At 70.0% G+C, this 25,015-nt stretch carries 23 protein-coding genes; 17 read left to right on the forward strand and 6 right to left on the reverse strand.

Annotated elements, in window-relative coordinates:
- Positions 1–70 precede the first annotated feature (70 nt).
- Positions 71–1,312: a protein kinase domain-containing protein gene (locus tag ACJEIK_RS10335; protein WP_409431444.1), complete on the reverse strand. Its 1,242-nt coding sequence runs from the start codon at positions 1,310–1,312 to the stop codon at positions 71–73.
- Between ACJEIK_RS10335 and ACJEIK_RS10340 the strand changes: the two genes are divergently transcribed.
- A complete protein-coding gene (locus ACJEIK_RS10340) occupies positions 1,302–1,706 on the forward strand; it encodes an Rv2175c family DNA-binding protein (protein ID WP_061005643.1) in 405 nt (134 codons plus the stop codon). The two genes, ACJEIK_RS10335 and ACJEIK_RS10340, sit on opposite strands and share 11 nt — an antisense overlap.
- On the opposite strand, the gene ACJEIK_RS10345 is transcribed toward ACJEIK_RS10340, so the two are convergent.
- Entirely contained in the window at positions 1,703–2,206 is a 504-nt protein-coding gene (locus ACJEIK_RS10345) for a TetR family transcriptional regulator (protein ID WP_409431680.1), read from the reverse strand. The genes ACJEIK_RS10340 and ACJEIK_RS10345 overlap by 4 nt on opposite strands.
- A 144-nt stretch (positions 2,207–2,350) precedes the next feature.
- Between ACJEIK_RS10345 and ACJEIK_RS10350 the strand changes: the two genes are divergently transcribed.
- Both ACJEIK_RS10350 and ACJEIK_RS10355 read left to right on the forward strand, forming a co-directional pair.
- Positions 2,351–2,953 (forward strand): class I SAM-dependent methyltransferase, encoded by a 603-nt coding sequence (locus ACJEIK_RS10350; protein ID WP_082762218.1) that lies wholly within the window; start codon positions 2,351–2,353, stop codon positions 2,951–2,953.
- Positions 2,954–2,955: 2 nt separating this feature from the next.
- A complete protein-coding gene (locus ACJEIK_RS10355; RefSeq protein ID WP_061005650.1) occupies positions 2,956–3,345 on the forward strand; it encodes a PPOX class F420-dependent oxidoreductase in 390 nt (129 codons plus the stop codon).
- Here the strand turns inward: ACJEIK_RS10355 and ACJEIK_RS10360 are convergent.
- The 4 genes from ACJEIK_RS10360 to ACJEIK_RS10375 form a co-directional block, all read right to left on the reverse strand.
- On the reverse strand, positions 3,342–4,859 hold the full coding sequence (locus tag ACJEIK_RS10360; RefSeq protein WP_061005652.1) for an alpha-(1->6)-mannopyranosyltransferase A: 1,518 nt from the start codon (positions 4,857–4,859) through the stop codon (positions 3,342–3,344). The two genes, ACJEIK_RS10355 and ACJEIK_RS10360, sit on opposite strands and share 4 nt — an antisense overlap.
- Positions 4,860–4,865: 6 nt before the next feature.
- Positions 4,866–5,924 (reverse strand): bifunctional (2E,6E)-farnesyl/geranyl diphosphate synthase, encoded by a 1,059-nt coding sequence (gene idsA2, locus ACJEIK_RS10365; protein WP_061005663.1) that lies wholly within the window; start codon positions 5,922–5,924, stop codon positions 4,866–4,868.
- Positions 5,925–6,040: 116 nt separating this feature from the next.
- Positions 6,041–6,667, reverse strand: a complete 627-nt coding sequence (locus ACJEIK_RS10370) for an LppM family (lipo)protein (RefSeq protein ID WP_064858747.1) — start codon at positions 6,665–6,667, stop codon at positions 6,041–6,043.
- Positions 6,668–6,757: 90 nt separating this feature from the next.
- Positions 6,758–7,351 (reverse strand): N-acetyltransferase, encoded by a 594-nt coding sequence (locus ACJEIK_RS10375; RefSeq protein WP_061010512.1) that lies wholly within the window; start codon positions 7,349–7,351, stop codon positions 6,758–6,760.
- Between the two features lie 231 nt (positions 7,352–7,582).
- Between ACJEIK_RS10375 and ACJEIK_RS10380 the strand changes: the two genes are divergently transcribed.
- The 14 genes from ACJEIK_RS10380 to ftsZ all read left to right on the forward strand — a co-directional run bounded on the left by ACJEIK_RS10380 (position 7,583) and on the right by ftsZ (position 25,010).
- A complete protein-coding gene (locus ACJEIK_RS10380) occupies positions 7,583–7,975 on the forward strand; it encodes a DUF3040 domain-containing protein (protein WP_061005655.1) in 393 nt (130 codons plus the stop codon).
- Between the two features lie 379 nt (positions 7,976–8,354).
- Positions 8,355–8,789 carry a division/cell wall cluster transcriptional repressor MraZ gene (gene mraZ / locus ACJEIK_RS10385; protein ID WP_061005656.1) on the forward strand — a complete coding sequence of 145 codons (435 nt, stop codon included), beginning with the start codon at positions 8,355–8,357 and terminating at the stop codon, positions 8,787–8,789.
- The gene (gene rsmH / locus ACJEIK_RS10390) at positions 8,764–9,912 is read left to right on the forward strand and encodes a 16S rRNA (cytosine(1402)-N(4))-methyltransferase RsmH (RefSeq protein WP_409431445.1); all 1,149 of its coding nucleotides are present in this window, start codon (positions 8,764–8,766) and stop codon (positions 9,910–9,912) included. The genes mraZ and rsmH overlap by 26 nt, the downstream gene beginning before the upstream one ends.
- Positions 9,912–11,114 (forward strand): hypothetical protein, encoded by a 1,203-nt coding sequence (locus ACJEIK_RS10395; protein WP_409431446.1) that lies wholly within the window; start codon positions 9,912–9,914, stop codon positions 11,112–11,114. The genes rsmH and ACJEIK_RS10395 overlap by 1 nt, the downstream gene beginning before the upstream one ends.
- On the forward strand, positions 11,111–13,054 hold the full coding sequence (locus tag ACJEIK_RS10400; protein ID WP_133426998.1) for a peptidoglycan D,D-transpeptidase FtsI family protein: 1,944 nt from the start codon (positions 11,111–11,113) through the stop codon (positions 13,052–13,054). Before ACJEIK_RS10395 ends, ACJEIK_RS10400 begins: the two co-directional genes overlap by 4 nt.
- Positions 13,055–13,096: 42 nt before the next feature.
- Positions 13,097–14,632 carry a UDP-N-acetylmuramoyl-L-alanyl-D-glutamate--2,6-diaminopimelate ligase gene (locus ACJEIK_RS10405; RefSeq protein WP_409347421.1) on the forward strand — a complete coding sequence of 512 codons (1,536 nt, stop codon included), beginning with the start codon at positions 13,097–13,099 and terminating at the stop codon, positions 14,630–14,632.
- Positions 14,629–16,128, forward strand: coding sequence for a UDP-N-acetylmuramoyl-tripeptide--D-alanyl-D-alanine ligase (murF, locus tag ACJEIK_RS10410; protein WP_061010518.1), 1,500 nt, complete (start codon positions 14,629–14,631; stop codon positions 16,126–16,128). Before ACJEIK_RS10405 ends, murF begins: the two co-directional genes overlap by 4 nt.
- Positions 16,125–17,204 carry a phospho-N-acetylmuramoyl-pentapeptide-transferase gene (gene mraY / locus ACJEIK_RS10415; protein WP_061001150.1) on the forward strand — a complete coding sequence of 360 codons (1,080 nt, stop codon included), beginning with the start codon at positions 16,125–16,127 and terminating at the stop codon, positions 17,202–17,204. The genes murF and mraY overlap by 4 nt, the downstream gene beginning before the upstream one ends.
- A gap of 69 nt (positions 17,205–17,273) precedes the next feature.
- The gene (locus tag ACJEIK_RS10420; protein ID WP_409431447.1) at positions 17,274–17,951 is read left to right on the forward strand and encodes a DUF5642 family protein; all 678 of its coding nucleotides are present in this window, start codon (positions 17,274–17,276) and stop codon (positions 17,949–17,951) included.
- 315 nt (positions 17,952–18,266) lie between these two features.
- Positions 18,267–19,979, forward strand: coding sequence for a putative lipid II flippase FtsW (ftsW, locus tag ACJEIK_RS10425; RefSeq protein WP_061010523.1), 1,713 nt, complete (start codon positions 18,267–18,269; stop codon positions 19,977–19,979).
- 86 nt (positions 19,980–20,065) lie between these two features.
- Entirely contained in the window at positions 20,066–21,181 is a 1,116-nt protein-coding gene (murG, locus tag ACJEIK_RS10430) for an undecaprenyldiphospho-muramoylpentapeptide beta-N-acetylglucosaminyltransferase (RefSeq protein WP_409347422.1), read from the forward strand.
- On the forward strand, positions 21,178–22,629 hold the full coding sequence (murC, locus tag ACJEIK_RS10435) for a UDP-N-acetylmuramate--L-alanine ligase (protein ID WP_061010525.1): 1,452 nt from the start codon (positions 21,178–21,180) through the stop codon (positions 22,627–22,629). Before murG ends, murC begins: the two co-directional genes overlap by 4 nt.
- Positions 22,626–23,618, forward strand: coding sequence for a cell division protein FtsQ/DivIB (locus tag ACJEIK_RS10440; protein WP_082762207.1), 993 nt, complete (start codon positions 22,626–22,628; stop codon positions 23,616–23,618). The genes murC and ACJEIK_RS10440 overlap by 4 nt, the downstream gene beginning before the upstream one ends.
- A 207-nt stretch (positions 23,619–23,825) precedes the next feature.
- A complete protein-coding gene (ftsZ, locus tag ACJEIK_RS10445) occupies positions 23,826–25,010 on the forward strand; it encodes a cell division protein FtsZ (RefSeq protein ID WP_061010527.1) in 1,185 nt (394 codons plus the stop codon).
- Positions 25,011–25,015: the final 5 nt, after the last annotated feature.

Here is a 25,015-nt window from a genome sequence, read left to right on the forward strand (position 1 = left end):
CGCTCACCGGTGGCCACCTACCGCGCGATTCTCGACGAGAAATCCGCGCAGTAGGCGGCCATTCGGCGTTCTAGAACAACCCGTCGATATTGGTGCCGAGCGTCCAGGCTCCGGCGGCGACCAACGCGGTGAGCGTCAGGATCGCGATGAGCCAGAACAGCACCGCACGGCGCGAGCGCTGCCGAGCCCAGGCGAAGTCGTCGAGGTCGATGCCGGCGAATTGCTTTGCCACCGCGGGTGATTCGAGCAGCGCGGGGTCCATCGCCGGGTCCATCGTGAACTGAAGGGTGTGCTGCGGCGCAGCTTTCGGTGCCGCGGCCCGGCCGGTCGCCACCGTGGTGCGTTCCGCGCGACCGCGCTGGGCTGCCGCGGCGGTGTGCTGCGCCGAATTCGTCGGTGCCGGCACCTGGAACTCGGGCAATCCCAGATCGGCGACGATCGCGGCGAGCTCGGCCGCCATGTCGCCGGCGTCGAGGTAGCGGTCGTCGGCCGTGCGGGCCGTCGCGCAGGCCACCAGGTCGTCGAATTGCTTTGGCACACCGGCGATTGCCGTGCTCGGCGGCGGCACGTCCTGATCGAGTCGCTGATACGCGACGCTGAGGGGGTTGTCGCCGGTGAACGGTGTCGTGCCGGTCAGGAGTTCGTAGGCCAGGATGCCGACGGAGTAGACGTCGCTCCGCGGGTCGGCGTCACCGGTGCTGACCTGTTCGGGGGAGAGGTACGCCGCGGTGCCGAGGATGACGCTCGTCGACGTGATCTTGGCCTCAGCGACAGCGCGCACCAGCCCGAAGTCGGCGATCTTGACCTCGCCACTGTCGGAGATCAGCACGTTCTCGGGCTTGATGTCGCGGTGCACCAGGCCCGCCTGGTGGGCCACCGCCAGACCGTCGAGCATCGGGGCCAGCACGGCCGCCACGGCGTGCGGGGGCATCGGGCCACGTTCGCGCAGCAACTCGCGCAGCGTCCCGCCCTCGACGAGTTCCATCACCAGGAACGGGTGCCGACCGTCGAATCCCTGGTCGTAAACCGCAACCAGCCCAGGGCTTTTCAGTCCGGCGGCGGCGCGGGCCTCGCGCTGGAAGCGGGTCAGGAACTGCTGATCGCCGGAGTACCGCGAATCCATGACCTTGAGTGCCACCAGGCGGTCGAGCCGGGTGTCCAGCCCGCGGTACACCGTGGACATGCCGCCACTGGCGATGGGTGCGTCCACGCGGTAGCGCCCGTCCAGCACCGCACCGATCAGTGGGTCCGGTCGTCGGGATGGCTGCACCTGGCAATCGTACGGCTCTAGAATCTCCTGGGTGAGCAGCATTCCGGCCGCCGAGGACGTTATCGATCCCGATGAAGCGGTCTACGACCTTCCCGCAGTGGCATCGATGCTTGGTATTCCGGTGACGAAGGTGCACCAGCAGTTGCGGGACGGACACCTCCTCGGAGTGCGCCGGAACGGTGCCATCGTGGTGCCCAAGATCTTCTTCGACGACAAGGGGCATGTGGTCAAGCAGCTGCCGGGCCTGCTGGTCGTGCTGCGCGACGGTGGCTACCACGAAACCGACATCGTGCGTTGGTTGTTCACCGCCGACGAGTCACTGACGCTGACGCGTGACGGCAGCACCGAACGCACCACCAACGCGCGGCCGGTCGACGCGCTGCATTCGCATCAGGCCAGGGAAGTGCTGCGGCGCGCCCAGGCTATGGGTTACTAGACCTCGTCGGGCGACAACAGCCCACCCAGCACCGGCGCCATGATCCGCACGATGTCGTCGTCGGACGCGGCGGCCAGGTCGGGGAACTGCAGCAGGTAGCGCTGGCTCGCTATGCCCATCAGTACCGCGCTCAGCAGCGCCGCCCGCAGCCGGGCGTCGGGCCCGTCGATGGTCGCTGCGACGGATGTGACGGCTTGTTCGGTCACCTGAGTCCGTAGCAACTCCAGTGCGTCCCGGCTGGTCATCGCGGTGCGCAGCAGTACCGCCATGGGGCCGTCCGGATCAGCTGCCCAGGCGTTGAGCATGCCCTGCAGGAAGTTCTGTGCGGTCTGCGCGGGATCGGCGGTGGTCAACTCGTCCACGGGCACGGTCCACTGCACGGCTTCGTCGAACAGGTCCTGCTTGCTGCCGAAGTGCTTGATCACCGACGCCTTGTCGACGCCGGACAGTTCGGCGATACCCCGGATGGTGGCTTTCTCGTAGCCGGCCTCGGCGAACACCTTTCGCGCGGCCAGCAGAATCCGCTGCCGCGTGCGCTGGCCCTTGCGCGCGGGGGTCGCTGCCGTCATGGTCACATCCTCTCAGGAACAAAAGTAAACACGCGGTGCGTTATTGTGGCGGACATTCGATGAGGAGGAAATGTGATCGACTGGGACGGCGCCTACCGCAACGACGAGGCGCCCGCATGGAACATCGGCGAGCCGCAGCCGGAGTTCGCCGCACTGATCGACGAGGACGGGGTCGTTCAGGGCGAGGTGCTCGACGCCGGCTGCGGCTACGCCGAGCTCGCGCTGGCCCTGGCGGCGCGGGGCCACACCGTGCACGGCATCGACCTGACCCCGACGGCCGTCGCGGCGGCCACGGCGGCCGCGGCCGAACGGGGTTTGCGCACAGCCACTTTCGAGCAGGCGGACATCAGCGCGTTCACCGGCCACGACAGTCGCTTCGGGACCATCTTCGACAGCGGCCTGCTGCACGCCCTGCCCGCCGACCTACGTGACGGCTACCTGCGGTCCGCGCACCACGCGGCGGCACCCGGCGCCACGTTCTACATCCTGGCCTTCGGCACCGGCGCATTCGGCGATCACGACGGCCCGGGACCCACCCAGTTCACGGAAGACGAACTGCGGCAGGTCGTCTCGCAGCACTGGCAGGTGGAGAGCATCCGGCCCGCACGGCTGCAGGCCGGCACCGGCGCGGACAGCGTGCGGCTGCCCGGCCATCTCGTCGTCGCCCGGAAGGCGTGACCATGACGTTCACCGTGGCCGAGCGGCACTTTCTGCTAGCACAACCGATCGGCCGGCTCAGCACCATCGGACCCGGCGGCCAGCCGCAGATCCGGCCCGTCGGCGTACACCTCGGCCCTGACGGGACCATCGACATCGTCGGCCACGCACTCGCCGCAACGCAGAAGTGGCGCAACGTGATCGCCAATCCGAAGGTGGCGTTCATCGTCGACGAGGTGCACTCGGTGACGCCACCGCGGGCACAGGGCATCGAGATCAGGGGCGCGGCGCAAGTCCTGCCCGGAGCGGGCAGCACGGACGGCGGCCTGACCGGCGACATCATCCGGATCACTCCCGCTCGAATCGTCGCGTGGGGCATCGACGGTGAGGGGACGCGGGCCCGGAATGTCTAGGCGGCGCTGCCGGCAGGCTTGGCGGACTCCGGCTGCTCGGCCTGTTCGGGTGCGTGCGCCAGCGAATACCAGGCCGCCACAGCGCATCCCGTTGCCAGGATGACGTGTAACCACGAGTACATGCCGTGCGATCCGTCGGGTTTGAAGATCACCATGATCCAGGTCGAGAACCCGGCGATCGCGGCGACGGCCGACCGGCTCTGCGCCAGCGCCGAGACGATCGCCAGCGGCCAGGTGTAGTACCAGGGCAGCGCGGCCGGCACGAACAGCACCACGACGGCCATCACCAGTGCGATGCCGATCAGCGCTTCCCGGTCGGTGTGCCGGAATCGCCACCACAGCAGGGGAAGTGAGATGGCGATGATCGCGATGCCGATGATGCGGGTGACGTCGAGCACCGCGTAGAAGCTGACGGTGGTGAACAGTCCGCCGATGGCATGGATCAGGTTGGCCACCGCCGTCGGAATGGTCAGCCAGTTGACGATCTTCACCGAACCGGCCAGTGCCGTCAGCCAGCCGAGCCCGACCCCGGCCGCCACCGTCACCACGGCGAACACCACGGTGAAGATCACCCCTGACGCCGCGGTGGCCACCAGCCACGCGCGGACCTGACCCCACGGGTGGCGTTCGCGCAACTGGCGCATCCAGACCCACACCATGAACGGAAGTGCCAGTCCCGCGGTGGCTTTCACCGCCACCGCGAGCGCGATCAGGCTGACGCCGGCGATGGGATGCCGTTCGAACGTCAGCGCGATGGCGGCCATCATCAGGCCGACCATCAGCATCTCGTTGTGGACGCCGCCCATCAGATGGATGATCACCAGCGGGTTGAGGACGCAAATCCACAGGGCGGCAGCGCTGTTGGCGCCGACGTGGCGGGCGACGCGGGGCGCTGCCCAGATCAGCATGACCAGGCCGGGCAGCATGCACAGCCGCAGCAGCATGGTGCCCTCGACCACGTGGTCGCCGACGATCATGGTGACGAACTTGGCCACCAGGATGAATGCCGGCCCGTAGGGCGCGGTGGTGGTGGTCCAGATCGGACTCACGTTGTCCAGCAACGAGTTCGGGTTGTCGACCGGCCCGACGAGGTAGGGGTCCAGCCCGTCGCGCAGCAGGGCGCCCTGCGCCAGGTAGGAGTAGGTGTCGCGGCTGAACACCGGCACGCTCAGCAGCAGCGGCGCGAGCCAGAAGCCGGTCGTCGCGATCATCGTGTAATCGGTCGCGGTGCGGTCCACGACGCGCCGGCCCAGCGCGAGCCAGGCGATCAGCATCAGGGCGACGCCGGTCCACAGCAGGATCGACGACAGCACCAGCCCGTGGCCGAACCGGAACCACGACAGGTGCATCGACTCGAGCAGGGGATCGTGCTGCCGGGTGCTGCCGGCGCCGAGGCCGCCGAGGGCGATCAGGATGGCGCCGGCGAAGCCGAGCAGCGCGGGGCGGCCCTCGTCGGACCGTCCGAAGGCGGTGAGCCGGGCCAGCGCCCCGGGAGCCGTGGTCGAAGTCGACATCGTGGCCTACGCGGACCGGTTGGACGCCCGCCGGGCGAGTTCGGTGAGTCCGGCCTTGGCGCCGTCGTCGATGGGGGCCGCGGCGAGGGCGTCCAGTCCACGCTGGGTGAGCAGCGTGATGCGCTCCTCGACGGCGCTCAGTGCGCCGACGGCCTCGATCACGCCGCAGAGTTCGCCGACCTGGGCGTCGGTCAGATCCGTGCCGATCAGGTCGCGCAGCAGGGCCGCCGCGGCCGGGTCGGAGCTCTCGGCCAGTTCCACGGCCTCGGCCAGCAGCACGGTGCGCTTGCCCGAGCGCAGGTCGTCGCCCGACGGCTTGCCGGTGACGGCCGGGTCACCGAACACCCCGAGCACGTCGTCGCGCAGCTGGAATGCGATGCCGAGGTCGGTGCCGACCGCGTGGAAGATCTTCTGGACGTCGGGCCGGTCGGCGGCCGCTGCGGCGCCCAGCTGCAACGGCCGGGTGACGGTGTACGACGCGGTCTTGTAGAGGTTCACGTTCATGGCCGAGGCCACGGTGTCGGCGCCGCTGGATTCGGCGACGATGTCGAGGTACTGGCCGCCGAGGACCTCGGTGCGGATGTGCGCCCACACCTCGTTGACGCGCCGGCGGGCGTCGGCGGACAGGTCGGCGTTCGCGACGATGTCGTCCGCCCAGGACAGGGCCAGGTCGCCGAGCAGGATGGCCGCGGACAGCCCGAACTGCTCGGACGAACCGCGCCAGCCCTGCTGGCGGTGCCGCTCGGCGAACAGCCGGTGCACGGTGGGCAGGCCTCGGCGGGTCGCCGAACAGTCGATGACGTCGTCGTGCACCAGGGCGCAGGCCTGCAGCAGTTCCAATGCGGAGAACAGGCGCAGGACCGCCGGGTCGGCCGGGAGGCCGGGGTCGGGGGCGACGGCACGCCAGCCCCAGTACGCGAAGGCCGGGCGGACGCGCTTGCCGCCGCGCAGGACGAACTCTTCGAGTGCTCCGGTCACATCGGCGTAGGCGTCACCGATGTAGGCGCTGTCCCGCCGGCGTTCGGCGAGATAGTCGCGCAGTTGATCTGTGATGGCATTCGCCAGCTCGCCAGCCGACGGACCTGCGGCATCGACGCTCAGCGCGCGTCCCCTCTCCTGACCCCGAAATGGTGCATCCAGATTAGAGGGTGCCGAGTCGGCGGTCGGACACAGTGACAAAGTCACTCATCGGACACCGCGGCCAACTTGGGGGATCGGTCGCGGCTCCAGTAGGCGACGCCGCCGATCACGCCGGCGACCGCGAAGGCCAGGATGGCCATCCAGATGGCGGCCGTGGTGAAGGAGCGCGCGCTCGGGTCGGTGTAGCGGGCCTGGGCCTTCATGGTGGTCACGACGCCGGGCTTGAGCTTCCACTGGACGATGTCGCTGGCCACCCGCTCGCCGTTGGTCGACGTGACGTCGCCGGGGAACGCCACCGACAGCGTCACGTCGGAGTCCGGGTCGCTCAGCGTCGTCAGGTCGACGCGACCTTCGAGGATCACCAGGTCACCGGCGCGGCGCAGGGAGATGTCGGCACCGGCCGAGTCCCGGCTGAGGTTGGCCAGCTGCGGCACCTCGGAGAAGTTCAGGTCCGAGAACACCGCCTCGGAGCCGACGTAGTCGTCCTTGTGGTAGTCCGAGACCACCACCTTCTGGGCGAACGGCAGGTTGTTGGTCAGCTGAGGACCCTTGTCGTCCGCGTTCTTGGCCTTCGCGGCGGCCACGATCTGACCGGACACCCGGTCGTCGGGCGAGATGGTGAGCGAGGTGTGGACGCGCACGCAGCCGACGGCCAGGGGGAGCAGCATCAGAAACAGCAGCAAGGCGCGCAGGTGGCGGCGGCGGTTCACGCCGTTATCGTGCCAGATCGCGGCAGGGACAGCGGCACGCCGGATGGATCACAGTGGCAGGGCCCGGCCCAAAATGGCGAACGGCCGTGGATCACCCGGGAAGAAGTAGCTGCGCATGACGTCGTGGAAATCGAGCCGGCGGTACAGCTTCCAGGCCCGGTTGTCTTCGCCGGTGATCTCCGGCGTCGACAGCAGGACGTGGGATTCCGTGGCGCCGGCGAGCAGTCGGCGGGTGAGCGCCTCGCCGAGTCCCTGCCCCTGGGCCCGCGGGTGGATGTGCAGCTCGGTGAGTTCGAAGTATCCGTCCATCAACTGGCCGATGCGTTCGCTGGGGGTGCCGACGTGCCGCAGGCCCGTAGCGACCTGTTGGTACCACCACTGATCGGGCGCGCCGCGGTACCCGTAGGCGACCCCGAGCATGGGGGCGGACCGCAGGGCCGACTCCGGCTCTTCGTCGGCGGTGGGCACGTCGAACGCCGCGACTCCCGTCCAGCCTTCGCGGCGGGTGTGTTCCAGCCACATCGCGGCCCGCTGGCGTTCGGTGCCCCGCGGGTAGCGCATCGCGTCGACGTACACCGACAACGCGTCGTCGAGGCGGAGCTGCATGTCAGCCGGCGACAGATCGGTCAGGAGCGTCGCCACAGTGTGAGCCTTTCGGTGCCGCAGAGAAGTCTTGAGAGGTCGGTGGGAACGATTGTGTCGGGTTGCTGAACAGGCGCTGTCGCCCGGCCGACGTCCCAGTCTTACAATTCGGGAGTCTGAAGTATGTGGTACGTGTCTGTGTGACCTCGTATCATGACTGTTAGGTATCCGTGACCACGGGTGCAGACGTCAGGAGCCGCTGCGGGCAGCGGTGTGAGTTGGGAGGCGCGGATGCCACTCTCCGATCATGAGCAGCGCATGCTCGACCAGATCGAGAGTGCGCTGTACGCCGAGGACCCGAAGTTCGCTTCGAGCGTCCGGGGCGGCACGCTGCACGCGCCGTCGGCGCGACGGCGACTGCAAGGCGCGGGGCTGTTCGTCCTGGGTCTGGCGTTGCTGGTGCTGGGTGTGGCCTTTCGGATTCTGTGGATCAACCAGCTGCCGATCCTGAGCGTCATCGGTTTCGTGGTGATGTTTGCCGGTGCGGTTTTCGCCGTGACCGGGCCGCGCGTGCTCTCCAAGGAGAAGTCGGCGCCGTCGGGCGGCAAGTCCAAGCGGGCCCGGGCCGGCAACTCGTTCACCAACCGCATGGAAGACCGGTTCCGTCGCAGGTTCGACGACTAGACGCGCAGGCGTGACGCAGGGGTAGCCGATTCGGCTGCCCCTGTTTTTATTTGTTGACGCGCCCCGCGGCGGTGTGACGCGCGACACGCCGGGCTGGTAGCGAAATTTGCCGGCGGCGATGCACGCCGCGATTTTCCAGGGACTGTGCTCCGCGGTTCCCCACAATGCCCCACCAAACTCCCACGGGCGCCTCAAGCTGCGATTTTGGCGCACATCCAGGCTCTTTGAGGCCGCCCTCCACCTCTGATTCGGCGTGATTGCTGCGTCGGGTGGGGCAGATAAGGCGATTTTTAGACTTGAGATGGAGAGAAGTGGGGGATTGTGGGGTAATGTGGCGGACATCGGAGAGACCGGACTCCGGAGTGGTGGGAGGTGCCTGATGTTCCTGGGTACCTACACGCCGAAGCTCGACGACAAGGGGCGACTCACGTTGCCCGCCAAGTTCCGCGATGCACTGGCAGGAGGGTTGATGGTCGCCAAAAGTCCAGATCACAGCCTCGCCGTGTACCCGAGGGCCGAGTTCGAAGAAGAGATCGCCCGCCGCGTGGCGAGCACTCCCCGGAACGATCCCGCCGCTCGTGCCGACCTGCGCGTTTTCGCAGCGGGCGCCGACGAGCAGCACCCAGACGCGCAGGGCCGCATCACGCTGTCCGCCGATCACCGTCGCTACGCGAGCCTGACCAAGGAGTGCGTCGTGATCGGTGCGGTGGATTACCTCGAAATCTGGGATGCCGCGGCCTGGCAGAACTACCAAGAAACTCACGAAGAGAACTTCTCCGCGGCAAGCGATGAAGCGCTCGGCAGCACCCTTTGACCTGCAGGCCCGTGCAGCGTGGCCTCTGCCCGAACCGGCCCTGGCGTACTTCCCCAACGTCAGGTTCGCGAACTCGGACAGAGACCTCGCTGCGGGGGCCGCACAAATCCACCAGCTGAAGCCTTTTGGGGGTGTTGCGTTGACCGATCGTCGTCCGCACATTCCGGTGCTGCTGGACCGCTGCGTCGAGCTGCTGGACCCCGCGCTCACGCGCAACAGCTCCGACGGTGCCGGCGCCGTCATGATCGACGCGACGCTGGGCGCCGGTGGCCACTCCGAAGCGTTCTTGACGCGGTTCCCCGCGGTGACGCTCATCGGCCTGGACCGCGACCAGACCGCGCTGCGGCTGGCGGGGGAGCGTCTCGCGCCGTTCGGTGACCGGGTGCACCTGGTGCACACCCCGTACGACGGCATCGACGAGGCACTGACCCAATCTGGTTACCGCCCAGGAGAATTGGATGCCATCCTGTTCGACCTCGGGGTGTCCTCGATGCAGCTCGACCAGGCGGAGCGCGGTTTCGCGTACGCGCAGGACGCGCCGCTGGACATGCGGATGGACCAGAGCTCGGGACTGACCGCGGCCGACATCCTGAACACCTACGACGCCAAGGCGCTGACCCGCGTGCTGCGGGAGTACGGCGAGGAGAAGTTCGCGCCGAAGATCGCCCGGGCGATCGTCAGTGAGCGGGCCCGCCGCCCGTTCACGACGACGACCGAGCTGGTCGAGCTGCTCTACGCGGTGATCCCGGCGCCGGCCCGTCGTACCGGTGGGCATCCGGCCAAGCGGACGTTTCAGGCGCTGCGCACCGAGGTCAACGGGGAGCTGGACTGCCTGCGGGCGGCCATTCCCGCCGCGCTGGACGCACTGCGTCCCGGCGGCCGCATCGCCGTCGAGGCGTACCAGTCGCTGGAGGATCGAATCGTCAAGGGGTACTTCACCGATGCCATCGCATCGCGTACCCCGGAGGGCCTGCCCATGGAGCTGCCCGGCTACGAGCCGCTCTTCACCTCGCTGACCCGGGGCGCCGAGCGGGCCGATGAACACGAACTCGAATTGAATCCGCGTAGCGCGTCGGTTCGCCTGCGCGCTCTGGAAAAAGTTGTCACAAGGGGAGGTCTGTGATGGCAAAGCGGCCAGCACCGGTACGCGGCGGCAGTGCTCGACGGGACTCCGACCCCGATCCGCGCCGCCGTGCCACGCGTCGCGGTGCCGACGAAGCGGTGTCCCGTCGCGAGGGTGGCAAACGGGAAGCCAAGCGCGACAACAAGACTGACGCGCGCGTCAAGCGCGGTAAGCGCGACGTCCGGCCGCAGCGGTCCAAGCCGACCGGTGCCGGACCGCAGACCACGCCGTTTGCCCGGCCGACAGCTGCGCCGTCACGCCCCAAGAGCGCCTCGCAGGCCAAGGCCCGGGCCAAGGCTCGCAAGGCCAAGGCGCCCAAGGTTGTTCGCACCCCGCTGCGGGAGCGCCTGCTCATCCGCATCGCCGAGATGGACCTCAACCCGCGGCGGCTGATCGCACGGGTGCCGTTCGTCGTGCTGATCATCGGCGCGCTGGGCATGGGCCTGGGCGTCACGCTGTGGCTGTCGACCTCCGCGGCCGAGCGGTCGTACGAGTTGGGCCGCGCCAAGGAGATCAATCAGGCTCTGCAGCAACAGAAAGAGGCCCTCGAGCGGGACGTGCTGGTCGCGCAGGCCGCGCCGGCGCTGGCCGACGCGGCGCGCAACCTCGGCATGATCCCGTCACGTGACACCGCGCACCTGGTGCAGGATCCCACCGGCAACTGGCTGCTGGTCGGCAGTCCGAAGCCGGCACAGGGCGTACCGCCGCCACCGCTGAACACGCCACTGCCCGAAGCGGCTCCGCCCGCCCCACGGCCCGCAGCGGCCCCCGCTCCGGCGCCGGTCCCGGCTGCCGCGCCGGCCCCGGCCCCCGCTGCGGCGCCCGTGCCTGCTCCGGCAGGCGTCCCGGCTCCGGCTGTTGCCGTTCCGGGCGCGGTTCCGGCTCCGGCCGCCGCGCCGGCGCCCGTCGTCGTCGACCCGCGGGAGCAGGTCGTGCACGGCCCGGCGCCCGTGGCTCCGGTGCTCCCGGTCCCGGCTCCCGCCCTTGCGGCACCCGTGCCGGCAGCGCCGGCGCTCCCGGTGCCCGGACTGGGCACGCTGCCCGGCCCGGTACTGCAGCCTGAGGCCGCGCTTTCCGTGCCGGCCGCACCGGCGCCGGTCGCACAGGCACCTGCCCCGGTTGCACAGGCCCCGGCCCCGGCGGCCCCGCTGCCAGTTCCGGCCCCGGTGCCGGCGCAGCCCGCCCCCGGCCTGCCCGCATGAGCGGCGCGCGACCCCGCAAGACCGGTGCCGCGCGGACGGGCGCGCCGCGCAAGCGGCCGGCCGCCAAACCGCGTACCGCGCAACCGCATTCGGCCCATGACCGGCGTACCCGCGAAGCCGTCGTGCCCGAGGGTCGCACCGGCTCGTTCGGGTTCCGGCACAAGCTCGGCAACATCATCATCGCGCTGGTGCTGCTGACGGCGGCCGTGCAGCTGTTCTTCCTGCAGGGGCCGCGCGCCGCCGGTCTGCGCGCGGAGGCCGCCAGCCAGCTCAAGGTCACCGATGTGCAGAAGGCGGTGCGCGGCAGCATCGTCGACCGCAACAACGCCAAGCTGGCGTTCACCATCGAGGCCCGGGCGCTGACCTTCCAGCCGAACCGGATCCGCCAGCAGCTGACCGAGGCCAAGGCCAAGACCCCGGCGGCGCCGGACCCGGACAAGCGACTCAATGAGATCGCGGTCGGCGTGGCCGGTCTGCTGAACAACCGGCCCGACGCCGCAACCCTGGCCAAGAAGATCACCGGCCGGGACTCGTTCGTCTACCTCGCGCGGGCCGTCGACCCGGCAATCTCCGACGCGATCACCAAGAAGTACCCCGAGGTCGGCGCCGAGCGGCAGGACATCCGGCAGTACCCCGGCGGCTCGCTGGCCGCGAACGTCGTCGGCGACATCGGCTGGGACGGACACGGTCTGCTCGGCCTCGAAGACTCCTTCGACGCAAAGCTTTCCGGCACCGACGGTTCGGTCACCTACGACCGCGGCTCGGACGGTGTGGTGATCCCCGGCAGCTACCGGGACCGGCACGACGCCATCAACGGCGCCACCATTCAGCTGACGCTCGACAACGACATCCAGTACTACGTCCAGCAGCAGGTGCAGCAGGCCAAGGACATGTCCGGCGCGCACGACGTCTCGGCGGTGGTCCTGGATTCGAAGACCGGCGAGATTCTCGCCATGACCAACGACAACACGTTCGACCCGGCACAGGAACTGAGCCGGCAGGACGACAAGCAGATGGGCAACCTGCCCGCGACGTCGCCGTTCGAGCCGGGTTCGGTGAACAAGATCGTCACCGCGGCGTCGGTCATCGAGTTCGGGCTCTCGAATCCCGATGAGGTGCTGCAGGTTCCGGGCAGCTACAACATGGGTGGCGTCACCATCCGCGACGCCTGGGGCCACGGCACCGACCCGTACACCACCACCGGTGTCTTCGGGAAGTCCTCGAACATCGGCACCCTGATGCTGGCCCAGCGGGTCGGCCCGGAGCGCTTCGCCGACATGTTGACGAAGTTCGGCCTCGGCCAGCGCACGGGCTCGGGCCTGCCGGGTGAGAGCGCGGGGCTGGTCCCGCCGATCGACCAGTGGTCGGGCAGCTCGTTCGCGAACCTCCCCATCGGACAGGGCCTTTCGATGACCCTGCTGCAGATGACCGGCATGTACCAGGCCATCGCGAACGACGGTCTGCGCATCCCGCCGCGCATCGTCAAGTCGATCGTCTCGGCCGACGGCACGCACCAGGACCAGGCGGCGCCCGAGGGCGTACAGGTCGTCTCGCCGCAGACCGCGGCGACGCTGCGCAACATGTTCCGCGCGACCCTCCAGCGCGACCCGCGCGGCACCCAGCAGGGCACCGGCTGGCCCGGCGCTGTCGAGGGCTACCAGATGGCGGGCAAGACCGGCACCGCCCAGCAGATCAACCCGGCCTGTGGCTGCTACTACGACGACGACCACTACTGGATCACCTTCGCCGGCATGGCGCCGTCGGACGACCCGCGCTACGTCGTCGGGATCATGGCCAACAACCCGCAGCGCAACGCCGACGGCACGCCCGGCCACTCCATGGCGCAGCTGTTCCACAACATCGCGGCGTGGCTGATGCAGCGCGAGAACGTGCCGCTGTCGCCGGACCCCGGTCCGCCGCTGGTCCTGCAGGCCACCTGACGGGCCGGGTGCCCGTCACCGGCCCGGTACTGTGTCATGGCCATGTCTTCGCCTACCTTGCGCCCCGCTGACCCTGTCGGGGCCGCGCTGGGCTCGTTGGCCGACCACGTCGGCGCAGCACTGCCATCCGAGGCCGGAGCCGGGGAGCTGCGCGTCACCGGTGTCACGCTGAGTAGCCGCGACGTCGTCGCCGGTGATCTGTTCGCGGCACTGCCCGGATCGGCCGCACACGGTGCGCGGTTCGCCGCCGACGCCGTCGCTGCCGGTGCCGCCGCGGTGCTGACCGACCCGGAGGGCCTGGAGCTTCTCGACGTCGGTGTGCCCGTGCTCGTGCACCCCGACCCGCGGGCGGTCCTGGGCGAAGTCGCCGCCGAAATCTACGGGCGGCCCTCGGAGCGGCTGCGCGTCATCGGCATCACCGGGACCTCGGGCAAGACCACGACCACCTATCTGGTCGAGGCGGGGCTGCGCGCCGCGGGTCGGGTGGCCGGGCTGATCGGCACCGTCGGCATCCGGATCGACGGCCGCGACCTGCCGAGTTCCCTGACCACCCCGGAAGCGCCGGCGCTGCAGGCGCTGCTGGCCACCATGGTCGAACGCGGTGTCGACACCGTCGTCATGGAGGTGTCCAGCCACGCGTTGTCGTTGGGTCGGGTGGACGCGCTGCGCTTCGCCGCCGGCGGTTTCACCAACCTGTCGCGCGACCACCTGGACTTCCATCCGACGATGGCGGACTACCTCGACGCCAAAGCCCGGCTGTTCCAGCCTGATTCGCCCAACCATGCCGAACTGTCGGTCGTCTGCGTGGACGACGACTGGGGCCGGCAGATGGCGGCGCGGGCCGCCGATCCGGTGACCGTCAGCACCACCGGCGACGCCGACTGGACCGTCAGCGGCATCGAAGCCGACCGCGGAGGCCAGAAGTTCACCGCCATCGGCCCCGACGGCGCGCGGCACGCGCTGCGGATCGGCCTGCCCGGCGGCTACAACGTCGCCAACGCCCTGCTGGCCGTGGCACTGCTCGACGCGGTGGGCGTCACCCCCGAGCAGGCGGCACCCGGACTGGCCGCCGCCACCGTGCCCGGCCGCTTGCAGCCCATCGACCGCGGGCAGGACTTCCTGGCCCTCGTCGACTACGCGCACAAGCCCGGTGCCCTGGAGGCGGTGTTACAGACGCTGCGCCCGCAGACCCGGGGCCGGCTGGCCGTGGTGTTCGGCGCCGGCGGCAATCGGGACGCCGGGAAACGCGAACCGATGGGGCGCATCGCCGCGGAGCTCGCGGACCTCGTCGTGATCACCGACGACAATCCGCGCGACGAGGATCCGGGCCTCATCCGGGCCACGATCGCGGCGGGTGCCGCCGACGGCGAGGCCGAGGTGGTGGTGATCGGTGACCGTCGCGCCGCCATCGACCACGCCGTGGCCTGGGCCCGCGCGGGGGACACCGTCCTGGTCGCGGGCAAGGGGCACGAGTCGGGTCAGACAAGCGCAGGCCGTACCCGTCCCTTTGACGATCGTGACGAATTGGCCGCCTCGCTCGATGCGGCGGCCGGGAAAGCTGGGGAGTCACCCGCATGATCGACCTGACCCTGGCAGAGATCGCCGACATCGTCGGCGGCGAGCTGTCCGACATCACGCCCGAGGCTGCCGCCGCGACGCGCGTGACCGGAACCGTCGAATTCGACTCGCGGGCCGTCACCGCGGGCGGGCTGTTCCTGGCCCTGCCGGGAGCCCGCACCGACGGGCATGACTTCGCCGCGGGTGCAGTCGCGGCGGGCGCTGTCGCAGTGTTGGCGGCCCGGCCCGTCGGCGTGCCGGCCATCGTCGTGAAACCGATTGCCGGACAGGTCGATTCGGCCTCCGGGGCGCTGGAGCACGACACCGACGGCTCCGGCGCAGCCGTCCTGGCGGCCCTGGGCAGGCTGGCTCGCGCCGTGGCCGACCGGCTGGCCGCCGGGGGTCTGCGGATCATCGGCGTCACCGGCTCGTCGGGCAAGACGTCGACCAAGGACCTGCTGGCCGCCGTCCTCGCGCCGCTGGGTGACGTGATCGCGCCGCCGGGATCGTTCAACAACGAGCTCGGCCACCCGTGGACGGTGCTGCGCGCCACGACCGACACCGACTTCCTGGTGCTGGAGATGTCGGCGCGGCACCCCGGCAACATCGCCGCACTCGCCGCCATCGCGCCGCCGTCGATCGGTGTGGTGCTCAACGTGGGCACCGCGCACCTCGGCGAGTTCGGCTCCCGTGACGTCATCGCGGCAACGAAATCCGAACTGCCGCAAGCTGTTCCAGCGGACGGTGTCGTCGTCCTCAATGCCGACGACGGTGCCGTCGCGGCCATGGCGGAGACCACAGCAGCCCGCGTCGTGCGGGTGTCCCGGTCACCCGGCGCCGACCTGTGGGCCGGTGACGTCACCCTCGACGAACTGGCCCGTCCGCGCTTCACGCTGCACGCGGGGGAGCAGCAGGTCGACATCGCCCTAGCCGTGCACGGCGACCATCAGGTGTCCAACGCGCTCAGCGCCGCCGCCGTCGCGCTGGAATGTGGTGCGACCCTGCAGCAGGTGGCCGACGCGCTCGCCGGTGCCGGCCCCGTCTCGAAGCACCGCATGCAGGTCACCGCCCGGGCCGACGGGGTGGTCGTGGTGAACGACGCCTACAACGCCAACCCCGACTCGATGCGGGCGGGCCTGAAGGCACTGGCCTGGATGGCCAAGTCGGCGCGGGCGGAATCCGGCGCGCCGGTGCGTAGCTGGGCGGTGCTCGGCGAGATGGCCGAACTGGGTGACGACGCGATTGCCGAACATGACAGCATCGGTCGACTGGCCGTGCGTTTAGATGTGTCACGACTGGTTGTCGTCGGAACCGGGAGGACTATGGGCGCCATGCAACACGGCGCGGTGATGGAAGGCTCGTGGGGCAGCGAGGTATCGCCCGTCCCCGATGCCGGGGCCGCTCTTGATTTGCTGCGCGCCGAGCTGGAGCCCGGCGATGTCGTGCTGGTCAAGGCCTCGAACTCCGCGGGGCTCGGCGCGTTGGCCGAGGAGCTGGCGCGGGAGGGGCAGGCATGATCCAGATCCTGTTCGCCGTCGGTATCGCGCTCGCGGTGTCGATCGTGCTGACGCCGGTGCTGATCCGGCTCTTCACCCGTCGGGGCTTCGGCCACGAGATCCGCGAGGACGGTCCGGCCAGCCACCAGAAGAAGCGCGGCACGCCGTCGATGGGTGGCGTCGCGATCGTCACCGGCATCTGGTGCGGGTATCTCGGCACCCATGTGGTGGGGCTGCTGGTCGACGGCGAAGGGCCGTCGGCCTCGGGCCTGCTGGTGCTCGCTCTCGCGACGTCGCTGGGCGCCGTCGGCTTCATCGACGATCTGATCAAGCTCCGCCGGGCCCGAAACCTGGGTTTGAACAAGACCGCCAAGACGATCGGTCAGCTGGTGTCGGCCGTCCTGTTCGGCGTGCTGGTGCTGCAGTTCCGCAACGGCTACGGGCTGACGCCGGGCAGCGCGGGGCTGTCGTACGTGCGCGAGATCGCGACGGTGACGCTCGGTCCGGTGCTGTTCGTGTTGTTCATCGTGGTGCTGGTCAGCGCGTGGTCCAACGCCGTCAACTTCACCGACGGCCTGGACGGGCTGGCCGCGGGTGCCATGGCGATGGTCAGCGCGGCGTATGTCCTGATCACGTTCTGGCAGTACCGCAACGCGTGCGCCACCAGCCCGGGGCCTGGCTGCTACAACGTCCGGGATCCGCTGGATCTGGCGCTGGTCGCGGCGGCGACGGCGGGCGCGTGCATCGGATTCCTGTGGTGGAACGCTGCGCCGGCCAAGATCTTCATGGGCGACACGGGCTCGCTGGCGCTCGGCGGCATCATCGCCGGCCTGTCGGTGACCAGCCGGACCGAGACGCTGGCCATCGTGCTGGGCGCGCTGTTCGTCGCCGAGGTGACGTCGGTGGTGGTCCAGATCCTGGCCTTCCGCACCACGGGGCGCCGGGTGTTCCGGATGGCGCCGTTCCATCATCATTTCGAGCTGGCCGGCTGGGCCGAGACCACGGTGATCATCAGGTTCTGGTTGCTCACCGCCATCGCCTGTGGACTCGGGGTGGCGCTGTTCTACAGCGAGTGGCTGTCGGCGGGTGGCCGCTAGACACGCGGCTCACAGCCGACATCCAGTATTTGCGCGGTGGTGCCGGGGCCCGCTGTTAGGGTTCGCGCCATGAACGTCGAGAAGTACCTGGTCGGGCCCCTTGGGTTGGCGACCGTCGTGCTGGCGGGCACGGCGCTGATCGCCGGCTGCGGGGGTTCGGACGGCAAGTCCGGCAGTGGCAGCCAGGCCGCCGCGAAGTACGACATCTCGAAGGTCGGCAGCGCCAAGAGCAGCCTGCCGCCGGGTTACGACCCGATGGATCTGGAGGCGGACACCGTCACCCAGGAGAAGCTGGATGCCCCCGGCGTCGGCGCGCTCACCACCACGCCGCCGTCGGTCGTCACTCCCGCCGAGTGCGCGTCGCTGCTCAAGCCGCTCGCGCCGGCCGGCGTCGGCGCCAAGACCGCGGGCTTCATCGGCAGCAACCAGGAGGGCCACACCGTCATCGTGATGGCGGCGGAGGCGGACAAGACCGTCGGCGAACTCGGCCATGCGGGCTGCGATCAGTTCACCGTCGACTCGACCGACGGCGTCACCGCGACGGTCGAGCGCGTCCCCGGCCCCGACATCGGGGGCGCGAAGACCATGGGCGTGCAGGCGCACATCACCGCCAACGGCAAGCCCATCGAGGAAACCACCTACACCGCGGTCATGGGCGACAAGACCGTGGTCGTCGTCCAGGCCGACGTCGAACCGCAGGTCGCCAAGGACCTGCTCGTCAAGGCCGTCGCGGCGATCAAGAGCTGACCGCCCGCGCAGGCGCGTCCGGCTGCGCTCTTGCCGCGCCGCGAACGCAACCAGGTGGCGGCAGAACGGCCCGAACTTCGCCGTGCGGTTGCATTCGCGTCGTGCCGCCGCTGAGTGTGGGCTCGCGGCCCACTGTCAACGAGGTGCGGCGGTCACTCTCGGCCGTGTGACGCAAGAGTTCCTGGCAAATCGCTCCATTCCGGCGACACGCGCCGGATGTGCCGCCCCCTGCGGGTGCGACAGGGGAGGATTTTGGGATGCAAGGGACAGTTGTGGTTTTTGTGACCAATGTGAACGACGAGGTCGGGTAGTCACATGCCGGACATCCTTGCCAAGCTCCGTCGGGGCAAAGCCGGCCCGGAAGGTGCACAGGCCCCTGACGAGAAAGACCCCAGCGCCGCGGCGGACGGGGGCAAAGATGCGGCCGCAGAGTCGGCCGCGAAGCCCGCCCAACCCGCACGGCAGGGCCCCCGGGCTCGGTTCGGCGCCTGGCTGGGCCGGCCGATGACGTCGTTCCACCTGGTCATCGCCTGCGCGGCGCTGCTGATCACGCTGGGCCTGACCATGGTGCTCTCGGCCTCGGGCGTGCACTCGTACGACGAGGACGGCTCGCCGTGGACGATCTTCGCCAAGCAGGTGCTGTGGACGATCATCGGCCTGTTCGCGTTCTACATCGCGCTGCGGGTGCCGATCGCGTTCATCCGCCGGATGGCGCTGCCGGCGTTCGTCGTCAGCCTCGTGCTGATCGCCCTGGTGCTGATCCCGGGCATCGGCCACCTGTCCAACGGCGCCCGCGGCTGGTTCGTCGTCGCCGGTTTCTCCATGCAGCCTTCCGAGCTGACCAAGATCGCGTTCGCGATCTGGGGTTCGCACCTGCTGGCGACCCGCCGCATGGAACACGCCGGGCTCAAAGAACTGCTGTTTCCGCTGCTGCCCGCGGCGGTGCTGGCCCTCGGGCTGATCGTCGCCGAGCCTGACCTCGGCCAGACCGTGTCGGTCGGCATCGTCCTGCTGGGTCTGCTCTGGTACGCCGGTCTGTCGCTCAAGATCTTCGCCACGTCGCTGGTCGCCGCGGTCTCGGCCGCCGCCATGCTGGCGGTCTCGGCCGGCTACCGCTCCGACCGCGTGCGGGCCTGGCTGGACCCGGACTCCGACCTGCAGGGCATCGGCTACCAGTCGCGGCAGGCCAAGTATGCGCTGGCGAACGGTGGCATGTTCGGCGACGGGCTGGGGCAGGGCACCGCGAAGTTCAACTACCTGCCCAACGCGCACAACGACTTCATCTTCGCGATCATCGGCGAGGAGCTCGGCTTCATCGGCGCGGCGGGCCTGCTGGCGCTGTTCGGCCTGTTCGCGTACACCGGCATGCGGATCGCCCGCCGGTCGGTCGACCCGTTCCTGCGGCTGCTGACCGCCACCACGACGCTGTGGGTCGTCGGCCAGGTGTTCATCAACGTGGGTTACGTGCTCGGCCTGCTGCCCGTCACGGGCATCCAGCTGCCGCTCATCTCTGCCGGTGGAACGGCAACGGCCACAACACTTCTGCTGATCGGCCTGATCGCCAATGCGGCGCGCCATGAGCCCGACGCGGTGGCTGCGCTGCGGGCCGGGCGCGACGACCGGATGAACCGGATCCTGCGGCTGCCGCCGCCGGTGCCGTATTCGCCGACCACGTTGGACTCGGCCCGGGACCGGTTACGTGGTCGCGGCGACAAGCCGGTCCGCAAGCCCGCCGCCCGGCAGGCCAAACCCGCCAAGCCGGCAAAGCCCACGAAGGCCGCGCGGCCGACCAGGCAGGCCACCCGGCAGGAACCCCCGGCCCGGCAGCGCCGGACCGACGCTCCGAGGCGCCCGCGGCGTACCGAGGAACCGGACCGGCGGTCCGACCGCGGCCGCAGAAACCCCGTACCGGCCGACGGTGCCGGACGGCGTGCAAGGCAAAATGGTGACCTCAAGGGTCAACAAAGACGTGACCCGCGCCGGTCGGACCCGCGGGTCCGCACATTGGAAGGTCAGCGGTACGGGTGAGTGGTGTGAGTTCGGGCCGAGGCGAGCGGAGCGACGGGGAAACACACCCAGGCGAGCGGAGCGACGGCGGAACTCGCGGCATCTCCGTGGTGCTGGCCGGCGGCGGCACCGCCGGTCACATCGAGCCCGCGATGGCGGTTGCCGACGCGCTGGTGGCGCTGCGGCCCGACGTCCGGATCACCGCCCTCGGCACGGCCCGCGGGCTGGAAACCCGGCTGGTCCCCGAACGTGGTTACGACCTCGAGCTGATCACCCCGGTTCCGTTGCCGCGCAAGCCTTCTGCTGACCTGGCTCGGCTGCCGCTGCGGGTTCGCGCCGCGGTCCGCGAGACGCGTGACGTTCTCGACGCCGTCCGGGCCGACGTCGTCGTGGGATTCGGCGGTTACGTCTCACTGCCGGCCTACCTCGCCGCCCGCGGCGGGGGACTGCGCCGTCGCCGCACCGTTCCGGTCGTGGTGCACGAGGCCAACGCCAGCGCGGGCTGGGCCAACAAGGTCGGTGCCCGGTCGGCGCGCCGGGTGCTGGCCGCGGTGCCGGATTCGGGTCTCAAGGGCGGCGAGGTCGTCGGGATCCCGGTGCGCGAGTCGATCACCTCACTCGACCGGGCCGCGCTGCGTGCGGAGGCCCGGAAGTTCTTCGGCTTCGCCGACGACGCCCGCGTGCTCCTGGTGTTCGGCGGCTCCCAGGGTGCGCAGTCGCTGAATCGCGCCGTCTCCGGTGCGGCCGAAAACCTCGCCGCGCAAGGTGTTTCGGTCCTGCACGCCTACGGCCGCAAGAACACCCTCGAGCTGCCGGAGCCGGCACCGGGTGCCCCGCCCTATGTCGGGGTGCCTTACCTCGACCGCATGGATCTGGCTTATGCGGCGGCCGATCTGGCCATCTGCCGGTCCGGCGCCATGACCGTCGCGGAGGTCAGCGCGGTCGGTCTGCCCGCGGTCTACGTGCCGCTGCCGATCGGCAACGGTGAGCAACGACTCAATGCACTCCCGGTGGTCGATGCCGGCGGCGGCCTGCTGGTCGACGACGCCGAACTCACCCCGGACTACGTCACCGAACGGATCGGAACTCTGATGGGCGACACCGCCGCACTGGACCAGATGACGACGGCGGCCGCGCTGGCCGGCCACCGCGACGCGGCGCGGCGGGTGGCGCAGATCGCCCTCGAAGTCGCCGGCGTGGCAACCGGATCGGGCCTCCGGTGACGGCGCGGCAGCTGCCACCCGAGCTCGCCCGGGTGCACATGGTCGGCATCGGCGGCGCCGGGATGTCCGGTATCGCCCGCATCCTGCTGGACCGCGGTGGCCAGGTGTCCGGCTCGGACGCCAAGGAGTCCCGTGGTGTCGCGGCCCTGCGGGCCCGTGGTGCCGAGATCCGGATCGGGCACGACGCGTCGTCGCTGGACATGCTGCCGGGCGGCCCGACCGTCGTGGTGAGCACGCACGCGGCCATCCCGAAGGACAACCCCGAGCTGGTGGAGGCCCGGCGACGCGGCATCCCGGTCATCATGCGCCCGGTCGTGCTCGCCAAGCTGATGGACGGCTATCGCTCGGTGCTGGTGACCGGAACCCACGGCAAGACCACGACGACCTCGATGGTCATCGTGGCGTTGCAGCACAGTGGTTTCGACCCGTCGTTCGCCGTCGGTGGCGATCTGGGTGAGGCCGGCACCAACGCGCATCACGGCAGCGGCGACTGCTTCGTGGCCGAGGCCGACGAGAGCGACGGTTCGCTGCTCGAATACACACCCGACGTGGCGGTGGTGACCAACATCGAGGCCGACCACCTCGACCACTTCGGCAGCGTCGAGGCCTACACCGCGGTGTTCGACGACTTCGTGGCCCGGCTGCGTCCCGGCGGCGCGCTGGTGGTGTGCGCCGACGACCCGGGTGCCGAGGCGCTGGCCCAGCGGTCGGCGGAGCGCGGTGTTCGGGTGCTGCGGTACGGCATGGGCAGTGCGCAGCGCACGGATCTGGAAGCGACGCTGCTGACCTGGCAGCAGCAGGGCACCGGTGGGGTCGCGGCCATCCAACTGGCGGGCGAGCCGCACCGCCGGGGCATGCGGCTGTCGGTGCCGGGCAAGCACATGGCGCTCAACGCCCTGGCGGCGCTGCTGGCGGCCCGTGAGGTCGGCGCCGATCCGGAGGCCGTGCTCGACGGCCTCACCGGGTTCGAAGGTGTGCGGCGTCGCTTCGAGGCGGTCGGAACTGCTTACGGCGTCCGGGTTTTCGACGATTACGCGCACCATCCCACCGAGGTCCGGGCGACGCTGGAAGCGCTGCGTGCGGTGGCCGGCACATCGCGGTCCATCGTGGTGTTCCAGCCCCATCTGTATTCGCGCACACAGACTTTCGCGAAGGAGTTCGGTCAGGCCCTCGATCGTGCCGACGAGGTGTTCGTCCTCGATGTCTATGCCGCGCGGGAAGCCCCGTTGGCAGGCGTCAGCGGCGCGAGCATCGTCGAACACGTCTCGGCGCCGGTGCATTACGTGCCCGACTTCTCCGCGGTGGCCGAGCAGGTGGCGGCCAAGGCCGGTCCGGGTGACGTCATCGTCACCATGGGCGCCGGCGACGTCACGCTGTTGGGGCGCGAAATCCTGACCGCACTGGAGGTCAAGGCCGACCGCGCCGCCCCGGGACGGCCCACGTCGTGACCGTGGAGGACGGCTCGGGGGAGCCGGCTACCGAACCCGTTGCGGCGCAGGATGATCCGGTGCACGGCGAGGCGACAGAAGACGTCGCGCCGGACGGCACCGCGCCGGACGCCGCGGCAGAGCCCGCCGCCGAGGAGGCCCCGGACGCCGCGTCGGCCGATCCCGCATCACCCGACTACGAGGGGCCGCGTCGCCGGGCCCGGCGCGAGCGGGAGGAACGCCGCATCGCGCTGGAGCGGGCCAGGGCTTTGGAGCAGGCGCGTCAGGAGGCGCGGCGCCGCGCGGCAGGCCTGTCCGAGCAGCCCAAGGCACCCACACGGGGCGTCATCCGCGGTCTGAAGATGTTGCTGTGGTCGGCGGTGACGGCCGTCGTCGCCGTCGCACTGGGTCTGGTGCTGTACTTCACGCCGATCATGGCGGTCCGCCACACCGTGGTCACCGGTCTGGGCACCCTGACCGAGGACCAGGTGACGGCGGCGGCCGCGGTCAAGCCGGAGACGCCGCTGCTGCAGGTCAACACCGACGCCGTGGCCGAGCGGGTTGCCACGATCCGGCGGGTGGCAAGTGCCCGGGTGCAGCGCGAGTACCCGTCGACCCTGCGCATCACGGTGCTGGAGCGGGTTCCGGTGGCGGCCAAGGAGTACCCGGACGGTCCACACCTGTTCGACCGCGACGGGGTTGATTTCGCGACGGAGCCCCCGCCGCCGGGCCTGCCGTACCTGGATGCCGACAATCCCGGCCCCAAGGACCCGGCGACGCTGGCGGCCCTCGAGGTCCTGCTGTCGCTGCGTCCCGAGGTGTTCAGCCAGGTCGCGCGCGTCGGGGCGCCGTCGGTCGCCGGTGTCACGCTGACGTTGAACGACGGTCGCGAGGTCATCTGGGGGACCACCGACCGCACCGAGGAGAAGGCGCTCAAGCTGGGCGCGCTGCTCACGCAGCCGGGCCATACCTATGACGTGTCCAGTCCCGACCTGCCGACTGTGAAGTAGCTCATCGACTTCCCGTCGCTGAGCTCGCCCAGGCCAAGAAAAATCACGTGAACTCTCGGCGCGCCTGCACGGCTGCGGCGTGGCCGCGCCCTACCGTTCTGTTTGCGCGGAACAACTTGACATAACTCTAACCCTATGGTTGAGGTTTAGGGTTTTGATTCGAGAAGTTTTGCTCAGGACAAACCGAGCCAGGGAGGAAGACGTCAGATGACACCCCCGCATAACTACCTCGCCGTCATCAAGGTGATCGGTGTCGGCGGCGGCGGCGTCAACGCCGTCAACCGCATGATCGAACAGGGCCTTCGCGGCGTCGAGTTCATCGCGATCAACACCGACGCGCAGGCGCTGCTGCTCAGTGAGGCGGACGTCAAGCTCGACGTCGGCCGCGACTCGACGCGTGGCCTGGGTGCCGGCGCCGACCCCGAGGTCGGGCGCAAGGCCGCCGAGGACGCCAAGGACGAGATCGAGGAGCTGCTGCGCGGCGCCGACATGGTGTTCGTCACCGCCGGTGAGGGCGGTGGCACCGGTACCGGTGGCGCGCCCGTCGTCGCCGGCATCGCCCGCAAGCTCGGCGCGCTGACCGTCGGTGTCGTGACCCGCCCGTTCTCCTTCGAGGGCAAGCGCCGCTCGAACCAGGCCGAGCTGGGCATCCAGGCGCTGCGCGAGAGCTGCGACACCCTGATCGTCATCCCCAACGACCGCCTGCTGCAGATGGGCGACGCCGCCGTCTCGCTGATGGACGCGTTCCGCAGCGCCGACGAGGTGCTGCTCAACGGTGTGCAGGGCATCACGGACCTGATCACGACCCCGGGTCTGATCAACGTCGACTTCGCCGACGTCAAGGGCGTCATGAGCAGCGCCGGCACGGCGTTGATGGGCATCGGTTCGGCCCGCGGCGACGGTCGCGCGCTCAAGGCCGCCGAGATCGCCATCAACTCGCCGCTGCTCGAGGCCTCGATGGACGGCGCGCAGGGCGTGCTGATGTCGGTGGCCGGTGGCAGTGACCTGGGTCTGTTCGAGATCAACGAGGCCGCGTCGCTGGTGCAGGATGCCGCCCACCCCGAGGCCAACATCATCTTCGGAACCGTCATCGACGATTCGCTGGGTGACGAGGTTCGCGTCACGGTCATCGCGGCCGGGTTCGACACCGCCGGCCAGAGCCGCAAGCCCGTCACCTCGGCGGTGCCGGGCGCGACGGCGTCGGCGACGCCGGCTGCCGGCGGCGGCGCGCACCGGGCGCAGACCTTCGGGGCGGCGAGCGCGGGCAAGCTCGGTGCCTTCAATGCCGACCCGGGCAGCGTGCCGGCGGCGACCAATGGTGTGACGGTGAGCGTCGGCGGCCGCGGCGACGACGATGACGACGTCGACGTGCCGCCGTTCATGAAGCACTGACGATG

The organism is Mycobacterium sp. SMC-16 (genome assembly GCF_046250085.1).
Taxonomy (GTDB): Bacteria; Actinomycetota; Actinomycetes; order Mycobacteriales; family Mycobacteriaceae; genus Mycobacterium; species Mycobacterium phocaicum.

Excerpts from the sequence above, each read along its gene's own strand:
- ACJEIK_RS10355 (WP_061005650.1), top strand. The coding sequence starts at position 2,956 with ATGACGTTCACCGTGGCCGAGCGGCACTTTCTGCTAGCACAACCGATC.
- murF (WP_061010518.1), top strand. The coding sequence starts at position 14,629 with ATGATCGACCTGACCCTGGCAGAGATCGCCGACATCGTCGGCGGCGAG.
- ACJEIK_RS10360 (WP_061005652.1), bottom strand. The coding sequence starts at position 4,859 with ATGTCGACTTCGACCACGGCTCCCGGGGCGCTGGCCCGGCTCACCGCC.
- ACJEIK_RS10370 (WP_064858747.1), bottom strand. The coding sequence starts at position 6,667 with ATGCTGCTCCCCCTGGCCGTCGGCTGCGTGCGCGTCCACACCTCGCTC.
- ACJEIK_RS10380 (WP_061005655.1), top strand. The coding sequence starts at position 7,583 with ATGCCACTCTCCGATCATGAGCAGCGCATGCTCGACCAGATCGAGAGT.
- ACJEIK_RS10420 (WP_409431447.1), top strand. The coding sequence starts at position 17,274 with ATGAACGTCGAGAAGTACCTGGTCGGGCCCCTTGGGTTGGCGACCGTC.
- ACJEIK_RS10400 (WP_133426998.1), top strand. The coding sequence starts at position 11,111 with ATGAGCGGCGCGCGACCCCGCAAGACCGGTGCCGCGCGGACGGGCGCG.
- ftsZ (WP_061010527.1), top strand. The coding sequence starts at position 23,826 with ATGACACCCCCGCATAACTACCTCGCCGTCATCAAGGTGATCGGTGTC.
- rsmH (WP_409431445.1), top strand. The coding sequence starts at position 8,764 with ATGAAGCGCTCGGCAGCACCCTTTGACCTGCAGGCCCGTGCAGCGTGG.
- ACJEIK_RS10395 (WP_409431446.1), top strand. The coding sequence starts at position 9,912 with ATGGCAAAGCGGCCAGCACCGGTACGCGGCGGCAGTGCTCGACGGGAC.
- ACJEIK_RS10405 (WP_409347421.1), top strand. The coding sequence starts at position 13,097 with ATGTCTTCGCCTACCTTGCGCCCCGCTGACCCTGTCGGGGCCGCGCTG.
- ftsW (WP_061010523.1), top strand. The coding sequence starts at position 18,267 with ATGCCGGACATCCTTGCCAAGCTCCGTCGGGGCAAAGCCGGCCCGGAA.
- ACJEIK_RS10335 (WP_409431444.1), bottom strand. The coding sequence starts at position 1,312 with ATGCTGCTCACCCAGGAGATTCTAGAGCCGTACGATTGCCAGGTGCAG.
- mraZ (WP_061005656.1), top strand. The coding sequence starts at position 8,355 with ATGTTCCTGGGTACCTACACGCCGAAGCTCGACGACAAGGGGCGACTC.
- mraY (WP_061001150.1), top strand. The coding sequence starts at position 16,125 with ATGATCCAGATCCTGTTCGCCGTCGGTATCGCGCTCGCGGTGTCGATC.